Genomic DNA, 11,698 nt, shown 5'->3' on the forward strand with positions numbered 1-11,698 from the left:
TAGGAAGTTTGAGGGGTTATTGCAAAGGTCTCAATTTGTATATACAGTAATAACAAAGATAGATACAACAAGCAAGAAACGCTACCTTCTGCTTTGTTCCACGTGAAACAAAAATCAACTTAAATCGCTCACGTTCCACGTGAAACAAATGAGGATTGTGGATAACTTTGTGGATAAGCGTTGGTAAAGCTGCGGATTTAATCTGAACAATCTGTGCATAAGGCTTATAAGCATATGTATTATCAAAGTAAATAAATTGATAAGATATAGGGTGAATTACAATCAACCATGTGCAAATCAAGAAGGGGTTACTATGTCATTGAATAGTTCAGGTCTAAGTATTAAGTCTAAATTACCTGATGTTGGAACAACTATTTTCTCAGTAATGAGTCAATTAGCGCTTGATCATCAAGCAATTAATTTGGGACAAGGTTTTCCTGAGTTTAATCCTGATGTGAAATTGCTTAACTTAATTGATGAGGCGATGAGAGCCGGGCATAACCAATATGCACCGATGCCAGGTATTCCTTCACTAAGAAATCAAATCGCAGCAAAGGTAAATACACTTTATGGTGCGCAAATCAATCCTGATACTGATGTCACTGTAACGAGTGGTGCTACCGAGGCTTTAATGGTAGCAATACAGGCGGTGGTGCATCCAGGCGACGAAGTGATTGTGATTGAACCAAATTATGATTCCTATGTGCCGTGTATTCGATTAGCAGGTGGTCAACCTGTGATTGTCCAGCTAACAAAGCCAACTAAGGATAATTTACGTTACAGCATGAATTGGCAACAATTAAAGGATGCGATCACCGATAAAACTAAATTAATTATTCTTAACTTTCCGCATAATCCAACAGGTATCACACTCGAACAAAGCGATTTAGATACGCTAGCAGAGATAACCAGAGGAAAGAATATTTTTTTAATCGCTGATGAAGTATATGAACATATTGTTTTCGGTGATAAAAAATTTTTAAGCTTCTTAAGCCATGAAGAGTTGAAAGAAAAAAGTTTTGTTATTTCTTCCTTTGGTAAAACCTATCATAGTACCGGTTGGAAAATAGGTTATTGCGTGGCGTCATCAAAATTAATGAATGAATTCAGAAAAGTACATCAATTCACAGTATTTTCAGTTAATACTGCAATTCAAGTCGCGCTCGCTGAATTTATGAAAGAGCCTTCACACTATCTTGAACTTTCAGCATTTTATGAACAAAAACATGATTTATTGTTAAATGGTCTTAAGGATACCAAGTTTAAAGCTATTCCAAGTGATGGAACTTTTTTCTTATTAGCCGATTACAGTGATATAGATGATATAGCTGAAATTGAGTTCGCAATTAAGCTAACTAAAGAGGTGGGTGTAACCTTAATTCCTGTTTCAGCGTTTTATAAAAATAGTGATTCTGTTGAAGCGAATAATCATATGCTGCGTTTTTGTTTTGCTAAAAGCGATGAGACCTTAATTCAAGCCATTGAACGTTTAAAAAATCTTTAAATATTGATGTTAATAGCTTAATTAATTTAAATACTTGTTTTTATTATTATGACTTGTGGATAAGTGGGATAACTTGTTTTTAGCTTAATAAATCAATTACTTAAAATAACGTTATTTTTGTATAAGTCTGATAGCTAGATTAGACTTAATTGTGAATTAAATTAGCAGTGTTGTTTTGAATACTGGTTAATCCAAATACAAACACTACTTATCCACAATTAATTCTGCTTAATGATGCAAAAAAAGTTAATCAATATTAAATAACCACGCTCATTAGATATCTAACTAATCTTCATCGATACAACCATTTCAAATTAGAAGTGATGCGTAGAGGCTTGATATAGTAACTAAGCAAGATGAGAATAGATTATTAATTATTAATATTTATTTTTATTATTATGCTCTGTGGATAAGCTGAATAAGTCATTTTAAAGCTTTAATTTCAATTACTTAAGCTTGATAGATTTAGGCATAAGTTAGTGTTTTATAAAGACTGAGAAAGTGGATAATTTACGGTAGTGGCATGATAAGATGCTTTATACCAAGTTCAATCACTGCTTATTCACATTAGATGATGGGCTTAGCTCATAACTTTAAATTATAGGTAGACACAATGGAATATCAACCAGATAATATTTTTGCAAAGATCTTAAGAAATGAAGCGCCATCTTATAAGGTATATGAAGATGATGCCACGTATGTCATGATGGATATTATGCCGGAGTCGAGAGGGCATTTATTAGTCTTACCAAAAGAGGGCGCGGTGAATATCTTTGATATTAGTGATGAAGCGATTGCAGCATGTGCCAAAACCTGCAAAAAAATTGCCCCTGCTTTAATGAAAGCGACTAAGGCAGATGGTTTAATTATTAGTCAATTTAATCACGCACCAGCCGGTCAAACTGTTTTCCATTTGCATTGTCACTTAGTACCGGTTTATGAGGGCCAGAGTAGACAGTCCCATGGCCGTGTTGCTGCAGATGCTGATGAATTACGGGCTTTAGCTAAAGAAATCGCTTCTTATATTGAATAATTTGTTTTAAACATGTCAGTATTACAGTTTCGGAGTGATCCGATTGTTGCTATCGCAACCGCACCGGGCCGTGGTGGTATCGGTGTGGTACGCATTTCTGCAAAGGATTTGTCCTCATATATACAGGCTTTTTTTAAACGTGATTTAAGACCACGTCATGCTTATTATTTACCCTTTAATGATGCCGATGGTACAGCCATTGATGAGGGAATTGCTTTATACTTCAAGGGTCCGCATTCTTATACTGGTGAAGATGTGCTGGAATTGCAGGGCCATGGTGGTCCAGCGGTATTAAAGCGTTTAATTAAACGTTGTTTAGAGATACCGCTAGCAGATCAGCGATTACGTCCAGCAGAGCCGGGTGAATTTACGCAGCGCGCTTTTTTAAATGGGCGATTAGATTTGGCTCAGGCAGAGGCGGTTGCGGATCTAATCGATGCGAGTTCCGAGTCGGCTGCTCGTAGCGCCATGGCTTCATTAAGTGGTGAGTTTTCTCGTTTGGTCAATGAGCTAGCAGATAGCATTGTGTATTTACGTATGTTGGTGGAGGCGACTTTGGATTTTCCTGAAGAGGAAATCGAGTTTTTAGAAAAATACGATGCTGTTCCACAATTAGAGTCATTACGTGCAAAATTACAGCATATTTTAGATATTTCTAAACAAGGAATGATTCTACGCGAAGGTGTGCATGTGGTCCTGGCTGGTCAGCCGAATGTTGGTAAGTCGAGTCTCTTAAACGCATTAGCGGGTGACGAGGTTGCAATTGTTACTCCAATTGCAGGTACGACACGGGATAGGGTGGTTCAGCAGATTCATTTGCAAGGTGTGCCATTGCATATCGTCGATACTGCCGGCTTGCGTGAAACGGAGGATACGGTTGAGAGTATCGGTATTGAACGTAGTTGGGCTGAAATTGCCAAGGCGGATGTGATTTTGCATTTACAAGATGCGGCAGAACCGGATCTGGATGCTAATCAAGATATTCTTAATAATATGCCCCCTAAAACACCTGTGATTACGGTATTTAATAAAATTGATTTACTTGATGATGCATCCTTAAATCAATTAAAGGCCAGCAATGCCAAACAAAATACAGTTTTCTTATCCGCTAAGGCACAGCTTGGTTTAGTAGAGTTGAGTGAATTATTATTATCAATAGCTGGTTTGCAAGTTCAGCAAGAAACGCCATGGTTGGCTCGTGAACGTCATCTTCGTGCGCTTAATGAATCCATGAACCACTTAAATCAGGCCTATGAGTTTGCGCAACAAGATGACAGGGTGTTGGATTTATTTGCTGAGGAGTTACGTTTATCTCATGAAGCGTTAAACTCAATTACCGGTGAATTTACTAGTGATGATTTGCTCGGTGAGATATTTTCATCTTTTTGTATTGGTAAGTAGCTTGCTAATATCTTTCATTTTTAAATGGCGTCTTTCATTTTTGATGGCGCCATTTTCTGTTCCATGTGGAACATTTTAATGATTAGGAGTTTATATGCAGCCAACAATAGCAGCTTATTGTTTTTTGGCGATTGCTATTTTTTTTGAATTGGTGGGAACATCTTTATTAATTAAGACAGAACAATTTACTCGATTAATTCCTTCAGCGTTGGTATTAATTAGTTATGGCTCGTCTTTTTATTTTCTTTCCCTAAGTTTAAAAACGATCCCTATAGGCATTGCCTATGCCTTATGGAGTGCAATTGGGATAGTCTGTATAGCGGTTATTGGTTTTATCTTTTTTAAACAACGATTAGACCAAGCAGCAATAATAGGGATAGGATTAATTATCATTGGTGTGGTAATCATTAACTTATTTTCTAAAAGCGTGACTCATGGCTAAATAAAGGTATTAAGGAGATGAACATGTCATTTACCAGAGCTAATTTTCCAGAGGTTTTAACAAATTTACGCTTACCACTGATCGCTGCGCCCATGTTTACCGTGAGCTATCCGGAGCTGGTGTTAGCGCAAGCTAAGGCAGGTATTGTTGCTTCTTTTCCTGCCTTAAATGCACGGGAAGATGGATTACTCGATCACTGGTTAAATGATATCAATGCGGATCTTAAAGCGTATCAACAGGCTAATCCAGAAAAACGAGTGGGTGCTATTGCGGTTAATTTAATTTTGCACGACTCTAATAGACGATTAGCGCAAGATTTGGCCATTTGTGTTAAGCATAGGGTACCGATTATTATCACCTCCTTGCGCGCACCAAGCCCTGAATTAATTGCTGAGGTGCATTCTTATGGCGGCATTGTGTTGCATGATGTGATTAATCTACGTCATGCGCAAAAGGCCATTGATGCCGGTGTGGATGGTTTAATTTTAGTGGCAGCCGGTGCGGGTGGTCATGGTGGCACGCTATCACCAATGGCCATGGTGGCAGAGGTAAAGCAGCGATTTGACGGTGTGATTATTTTATCGGGTGCGATAGCAACGGGTGATGCGATACTCGCAGCACAGGTGATGGGAGCAGATTTAGCTTATATGGGGACACGTTTTGTTGCCAGTGAGGAAGCGCGTGCGGTACCAGCGTATAAAGAGGCATTACTAAGAGCAAAGGCGGCAGATATTCTGTACACGGATTATTTTACTGGTGTGCATGGAAACTACCTTAAAGAAAGTATCATTCGCGCAGGTTTGGATCCAGCACAACTACAAGATCAAGATAAGAATGCAATGAATTTTATTGGTGATTCCGCGCAGTTTAAAGCTTGGAAGGATATTTGGGGTGCTGGCCAAGGGGTAGGCTTAATAGATTGTATTGAGCCTGTTGCAGCTATTGTGGCTAAGTTAGAAAAAGAGTACGTAGAGGCTTTGGATAGGGTTTGTGCTTTGAGGAAGTAGTGGAGAAATTTTGTATTTACCCAGTAAAAACCTGCTCAGGTCTTAATTTGATTGTATGGAAAAAATTTGACCATGAGTACAGAGATGAAGTCAGAGAATCGTCGTTGGACAGTCAAGCATAAAAGTGCATTGGTTTTAGATGTTTTTAAAGGTAAAACCAGCCTTTCGGAAGTGAACCATGCTATGATTCATCACCCGTCGAGTTTGAAGAATGGCTTGAGGAGGCCACTCGGGCAATACAGTACGATAAAGAATGCAAGACTTTGTCATCTACTATAATTCGTAGCATTGCCATAAGCGTTAAGAAATTAGTTGATTAGCTTGACATATATCGCTTTTAATCAATCAACTGTCCATTCTCGTAGAAAGGATAAGGTCCGTCGTAATTATCTACGTAGGCTAAATGCGAAACTAATGGCCCATCCTCTTGCCATATATGTAGCTTATAGGCGGGAGGTTCTAGCACCCAGCATGATGCTGCATTAGGATCAATATCCAAGGCGACTTGATGTGCTACAGAGGGCGCTGTTGAAGCAATTGTCCCTGCGAATCGAAAATCTATAGAACGATGTAAATGACCACAAATGACTCGTTCTACATTCGGGTATTTTTTTACAATCTCAGCTAATTCAGTAGTCCCCTTTAATAGACCAATTTTATCCATGTGACCGATTAGTGTATTAAATGGGGGGTGATGCATAGCAATAATAACAGGAGCGCCTTGGCTTTGGTTAAGTTGTCTATCTAGCCATTGTAGTTGTGTTTTATCAAGCTCTCCATAGCTCTTGCCTAATACGGCAGTGTCTAATGCGATTAACTGCACAACACCGATTTTTACAGAATAGTAAATTTGTTCGCCGTGATGTTGTTGTAAATAGGTGTGCGTGTCAAATGAACGTCGTAGCTGTTCTCGATTATCGTGATTGCCTGGCATTAGATATACCGGACAATCAAGTGGTTGTAATAGGCGCTGTAAGTGGTCGTATTCACTTTCACGCCCAAAGTCACAGAGGTCACCCGTAACAATCAGTGCATCAACCTTTTGTTTTTGTGTCATTAGAGTATTTACAGCGCGTTCTAAATAAGCTGCTGTATTAATTCGTTTATAAGCTAATCGTCCGGGCTCACGAATATGTAAATCTGTAATTTGCGCAATGATGGTCATACCTACTCCTGAATCGCCGCCATAATTTTATCGGATTGAATCGTTAAAGCGACTTCTTGTCCTTCTCTAAAGATGCTATTGGTACTGGTTTCTGACTTGAGTAATTGGTCACCAGGAAGACACAATATAAATTGAATTCTATCACCTAAAAATATACGTTTCTTAATAGTTGCACGAGCTTTCTCAGGTACAATTTCTTCACTTAATTGAATATCATCAGGACGTATTAATAGGCTGGTATGTCCTTGAAGTTGTGGTGCACAGGGTAATATGTAATGACCTAACAGCAGGTGGTTTTTTTGTGCTTGCTCTACAGTACGAGTGAGGCGATTTACTCGGCCCAAAAACTCTGCAACGAAGGGGTGGCTTGGTTCACGATAGAGTGTCTCACTACTACCGCGTTGTACAATCTCACCTTTATACATTATCGCTAATCGATCAGCTAAAGCCATTGCCTCTTGTTGATCATGTGTCACATAAATAGCAGTAATACCAAGTTCTCGCAATAAGACACCTAACTCATCACGGAGGGATTCTTTAAGTTTGGCATCTAGTGCTGCTAGCGGCTCATCAAGTAGCAGTACGCGCGGACGAATTGCTACTGCTCGGGCTAAGGCAACACGTTGACGTTGTCCGCCCGAGAGTTCATGTGGTCGCCGTTTTTCCAGACCGTTCAGATTCATTAAGCGAACTAAGTCTGCTACTCGTGCTTTAATCTGATCCATGGTTAACTTACGGATTTTTAGTCCATAGGCAATATTTGCCTCAACGGTCATCTGTGGAAATAAGGCATAGTGCTGAAACACCATACCGACATTGCGTTTTTCGATAGGTAACATCGTGACGTTCTGATTACCAAACCAGATTTCACCGCCTCTATCTGCATCTTCTAAACCAGCGACCATACGTAATAAGGTTGTCTTGCCACAACCTGAAGGTCCTAATAGAGCAAGAATTTCCCCAGGTTCTACTTCTATAGAGGTGGTTTTTAAGCCAATCGTACCGTTTGAATAGGTTTTTTGGCAGGATTTAATTTGAATTCGAACTTTATCAAAATGTTCCATATCGGTTTTGGAAATAAGTCGCTACCGTTTGTAACCCATAAAGAAACGGTAGAATTACTAAAAAGAAAATAAAGGTATAGGCTGAACCAACTTCAATACGCATAGATGCATAGCTATCTGTTAAGCCCACAGGTAAGGTGCGCGTCATGGGGGTATGTAGCATCCAGGTTAAGTTAAATTCGCCAATGGATAAGGTAAAAACCATTAAACAGGCAGCAATAATCGAAGGCAAAATAGCGGGTACCAAAACACCTAGAAATCGTGCAATAAATGAGGCGCCTAAGGAGCGCGCAGCTTCTTCCAGTACTAAGAGTTCATGTTTTTTAAAAGCTGCAGTTACTGTTTTCACCATAAATGGCAAGGTAAAGACCACATGACCAACCAAGATAAATAAGTAACTTTGACGGAACCATTGGATTTGTCCATATGCCAGAATAAGTGCTAAGGCAGAAGCAAGGCCTGGGATGGCTATCGGTAATGCAATTAATTCATCAAGAATTCTTAACCAACGATTTTTTGACCTAGCAAATGCGTAAGCACAAGGTACACCGATAATTAAGGTAATAAGAACACAAGCTAAGGCTATGACAATAGACCAAAAAATAGTATTGCTATATGAAGACCATACTTGAAGAAACCATTTTGTGGTTAAACCACTTTCAAAACCTATTGCATAGTTATTCACAAAACCGGCAAAAATGGAAACTAGCATCGGCACGCAAATAAATAGCAAGGTGATAATTGTTAAAGTATAGAGCCAAGGGGATTTGAACCTTTTTTTATGGGTACGATTCATACATGAACTCCCTTAGACTCATAACGACGCGTCACGAACAAAGTTAACCATGTCACTAATCCTAGCGCAATAGATAAAGAAGCAGCCATAGTGAAATTCGCATAGTTTGTAAATTCGTTATAAATCGTAATCGGTAGCACTTCAGAGCGACTTGCTAAGGTAAAGGCTGTGCCAAAGGCCCCCATAGAAGTAGAGAATACGATTGCTGCAGTTGAAATAATGGATGGTAATAACTCAGGAATCCAGACGTCTTTCACAATTAACCAACGTGTCCCTGCTAAGGAGCGTACAGCTTCTTCAAGTGCTATATCAATGGTTTGAGCAGCTGCTTCAAATGTTGCGATTGAACGGGGTAAAGAAAAATATAAATATGCTAAAAATAAACCAGTAACGCCGTAAGCGAAACTGATTTTACCAAACCCTAGTAGGTTAGTTAGGTCCGCAAATAAACCCTGGCGACCACCGATTAAAATAAAAAAGAAACCAATAATCACCCCTGGAAAAGATAAGGGTAAGGTTAACAATGACAACATCATTCGCTTGCCGAAAAACTCATTACGCGCAAAAAATATACCTATACTCACGCTTATAATTAAGGTCAGAATTGTCACGAGTACAGAGAGTATTAAGGTAAAAAGCATTACTTGTAAATACCGTACATTGGTTAATACAGCAAAGTAGGCTTGCCAGCCTTCTTGTGCAGGTAAGCTCACTAACCAGATCATGGGAATCAGCCAGAAGCTACAGAAAACAATAAATGCAGGTAACAAACAATAAAATTTAATACGTTGCTGCGCAGACAATTGTTTAGACATAGTTCAACCTTTAAAAAACGAGCATGTGAATGATCAACATGCTCGCCATGGCAAATTAATGAATAACTACATTAATTCACTTCTTTTAAATAACGTTCAGCGAAGGTTTTTTGATTTTCAGCCATTTTTTTATAGTCTACGGCTTGTGCACGCTGGTATTCAGTTTCTGGTAGGAAACGTTCAGAAACTTCAGCAGGAATAGTCGCACTGCGAACAGGACGTAAATAGGCATTTGCCCAGATGGCTTGGCCTTTATCAGATAAAACAAAGTTTAAAACCTTTTTTGCATCTTCCGCATGCGGAGCACCTTTTACCAGCGACATCACATAAGGAACCACTATGGTGCCTTCTTTAGGAATGACAAATTCAACATTAGCCTCATCTTTGTATTTAGCGCGGTAAGCATTGAAGTCGTAGTCAATAAGAATTGGTATTTCACCCGATAAGACACGAGCGTAAGATGTTTGCTTTGGTACGATGGGGTCATTCGCTTTGAGTTTCTTTAAGAAAGCAATACCTGGAGCCATGTTATCTAGGTCACCACCCATAGCTAAGTTAGCAGCAACAGCACCGGCATATCCCACAAATGCTGACGATGGGTCTAAGTAAGCCACCATGCCTTTGTAATCAGGCTTTAACAGATCCTCCCAAGATTGTGGTACAGCCTTACCACCTAAAGCATCTACATTTACCATAAAGCCTAAGGTACCTGAATGGATAGAAAACCATTTGCCATCTTTATCTTTAAGACCTTCTGGAATATCATCCCAACGCTCTGGTTTAAAGGGTTCAACAAGCTCTTCTTTAGCACCTTGGATGCCTGAGGTTACGCCTAAATAAACAACGTCAGCAACTGGACTATTTTTTTCGGCTACTAATTGAGCAAGAGATTGTCCTGAGTTTTTATTATCTGGTGGTACGGTAATACCGGTTTCAGACTTAATAGCCTGAATTTGCGAGCCCCAGTCGGCCCATTCGATAGGACAGTTATAACAAATAACTGTTTGTGCTAAAACACTGCTTGAGAGTGTCAGGGCGACAGCAGTAAGACCTGATTTCACTACAGAACGTAAAGATAATTTCACAGCTAACTCCTATGGGGTAAATTAATGAAGGCAATATTGCAAGATTCACCTTGTTGAAATGAATAAGGCAATAGACATGTATCAAGCGGACTTAATGCTGTGTCATTTAGCATGGCTTGATATAAGAGAGAAAAACTGGTTTGGCCGATTTGCTTATTTGGTGTTTCTATAGAGCTCAACATCGGACAGAGTTCACGGCCTAGGGCAATGCCATCAAAACCGATAATGGATAGGTCATCCGGAATTTTTCGACCCAATTGTTGCGCAGCCCGCAAACAGCGAATCGCTAATAAATCGTTAGAACAGACTAAAGCAGTGATATGCGAATGCTCCATAAGGTATTGCTGGATTTGTGCATTCGCAGATTCAATAAAAGGGATCTCAAGTAGATTCGGCTGTAAGCCAGGGCTATGTTGAACAGCATCTAAGTAACCTTGGTACCGCTGCTGAGCTCTATCAGAAACGGCTAATTCACCACATACCATCGTAATATGTTGATGTCCAGCATTAGTTAAAGACGCAACAAGTTCAGTTAAAGCTTGGCGGCTATCAACAGAGACACATGGATAATGAGGGTCATTGTTATATGCCAACACATAAGGAATTCTTAAGGCTTTAACAAAGCTCATGGCTTGGGGATTCTGTGTATTCGAAACGGTTAAAATTAAACCATCAACATTTGCCTCAAGTAATTTCTGGAGAACAATTTTTTCTTGCTCTAAGTGATAGGCTGAATTCAATATCATGGTTGAATAACCTGTCTCAAAAGCCGATTGGGTTATTCCTTCACAATACTCCGCATAGACAGGGTTAAGCATAGTCGGCACCATAACCCCGATAACATTAGTTTTATTCGTGCGTAAAGCGCGAGCGCTGGCATTTGAAATATAGCCAATTTCTTTCGCTTTCTGTAGGACACGTTCACGCGTTTTATCAGACACCTTATTGGGTGAATTAAATGCGCGTGAAACGGTTGCAATCGAAACTTGAGCAAGCTCAGCAATTTTTTCAATACTCATGACACTCAACTAAGCGCCCATAATGTAAACGTTTACATTATAGATGCCGAGTTTTTCAGTTTCGTGACAGAAAGCAGAGTTTATTTAGATGAATCAGACATAAACTTATGTGACAGCAAGGCGATATGAGAAGTGATTTGATAAATCCTTTAGCAAACAGTAGATACTAAATCCCTAATACATCATAAACCCTCATTATTTACGTATCACAATGGGGATAAATACCTTAGATATAGTTACCAGGGGGCACGCAAGGATTATCATTGCTAATGGTTAGTTTTATATTGCAATAGGCGCAAATAAGACTTGCTATCAAATCGTCAGACGGCTGATTGAGGCCTGTAAATAATTTTGTGTAACTTCCTTT

Annotated in this window: 12 protein-coding genes; 5 read left to right on the plus strand and 7 right to left on the minus strand. The window is 39.3% G+C overall.

The window, feature by feature from the left end:
- Nucleotides 1–313: 313 nt before the first annotated feature.
- The 5 genes from HMPREF3179_RS02275 (at nucleotide 314) to HMPREF3179_RS02295 (ending at nucleotide 5,387) form a co-directional block, all read left to right on the plus strand.
- Complete coding sequence (locus HMPREF3179_RS02275; protein ID WP_070469550.1) at nucleotides 314–1,504, plus strand: methionine aminotransferase; 1,191 nt, start codon at nucleotides 314–316, stop codon at nucleotides 1,502–1,504.
- Between the two features lie 613 nt (nucleotides 1,505–2,117).
- On the plus strand, nucleotides 2,118–2,537 hold the full coding sequence (locus HMPREF3179_RS02280; protein WP_048768044.1) for an HIT family protein: 420 nt from the start codon (nucleotides 2,118–2,120) through the stop codon (nucleotides 2,535–2,537).
- Between the two features lie 12 nt (nucleotides 2,538–2,549).
- Nucleotides 2,550–3,938, plus strand: coding sequence for a tRNA uridine-5-carboxymethylaminomethyl(34) synthesis GTPase MnmE (gene mnmE / locus HMPREF3179_RS02285; RefSeq protein WP_070469552.1), 1,389 nt, complete (start codon nucleotides 2,550–2,552; stop codon nucleotides 3,936–3,938).
- 94 nt (nucleotides 3,939–4,032) lie between these two features.
- On the plus strand, nucleotides 4,033–4,380 hold the full coding sequence (locus HMPREF3179_RS02290; RefSeq protein WP_070469554.1) for a DMT family transporter: 348 nt from the start codon (nucleotides 4,033–4,035) through the stop codon (nucleotides 4,378–4,380).
- Nucleotides 4,381–4,403: 23 nt separating this feature from the next.
- Nucleotides 4,404–5,387, plus strand: a complete 984-nt coding sequence (locus tag HMPREF3179_RS02295; RefSeq protein WP_070469556.1) for an NAD(P)H-dependent flavin oxidoreductase — start codon at nucleotides 4,404–4,406, stop codon at nucleotides 5,385–5,387.
- Between the two features lie 135 nt (nucleotides 5,388–5,522).
- On the opposite strand, the gene HMPREF3179_RS12575 is transcribed toward HMPREF3179_RS02295, so the two are convergent.
- From HMPREF3179_RS12575 to HMPREF3179_RS02325, 7 genes are all read right to left on the minus strand, one after another.
- Complete coding sequence (locus HMPREF3179_RS12575) at nucleotides 5,523–5,657, minus strand: hypothetical protein (protein WP_256388361.1); 135 nt, start codon at nucleotides 5,655–5,657, stop codon at nucleotides 5,523–5,525.
- Between the two features lie 67 nt (nucleotides 5,658–5,724).
- Nucleotides 5,725–6,552, minus strand: a complete 828-nt coding sequence (locus tag HMPREF3179_RS02300) for a phosphodiesterase (RefSeq protein ID WP_070469559.1) — start codon at nucleotides 6,550–6,552, stop codon at nucleotides 5,725–5,727.
- 2 nt (nucleotides 6,553–6,554) lie between these two features.
- Nucleotides 6,555–7,616, minus strand: a complete 1,062-nt coding sequence (locus HMPREF3179_RS02305) for an ABC transporter ATP-binding protein (protein ID WP_018027436.1) — start codon at nucleotides 7,614–7,616, stop codon at nucleotides 6,555–6,557.
- A complete protein-coding gene (locus tag HMPREF3179_RS02310; protein WP_018027435.1) occupies nucleotides 7,603–8,412 on the minus strand; it encodes an ABC transporter permease in 810 nt (269 codons plus the stop codon). The genes HMPREF3179_RS02305 and HMPREF3179_RS02310 overlap by 14 nt, the downstream gene beginning before the upstream one ends.
- Nucleotides 8,409–9,227, minus strand: a complete 819-nt coding sequence (locus HMPREF3179_RS02315) for an ABC transporter permease (RefSeq protein WP_018027434.1) — start codon at nucleotides 9,225–9,227, stop codon at nucleotides 8,409–8,411. Before HMPREF3179_RS02315 ends, HMPREF3179_RS02310 begins: the two co-directional genes overlap by 4 nt.
- Before the next feature lie 71 nt (nucleotides 9,228–9,298).
- Entirely contained in the window at nucleotides 9,299–10,312 is a 1,014-nt protein-coding gene (locus tag HMPREF3179_RS02320; protein ID WP_070469561.1) for an ABC transporter substrate-binding protein, read from the minus strand.
- 2 nt (nucleotides 10,313–10,314) lie between these two features.
- Nucleotides 10,315–11,331 (minus strand): LacI family DNA-binding transcriptional regulator, encoded by a 1,017-nt coding sequence (locus HMPREF3179_RS02325; protein WP_070469563.1) that lies wholly within the window; start codon nucleotides 11,329–11,331, stop codon nucleotides 10,315–10,317.
- Nucleotides 11,332–11,698: the final 367 nt, after the last annotated feature.

The sequence above is a fragment of the Oligella sp. HMSC09E12 genome, from assembly GCF_001808505.1.
Classification (GTDB): Bacteria; Pseudomonadota; Gammaproteobacteria; order Burkholderiales; family Burkholderiaceae_B; genus Oligella; species Oligella urethralis.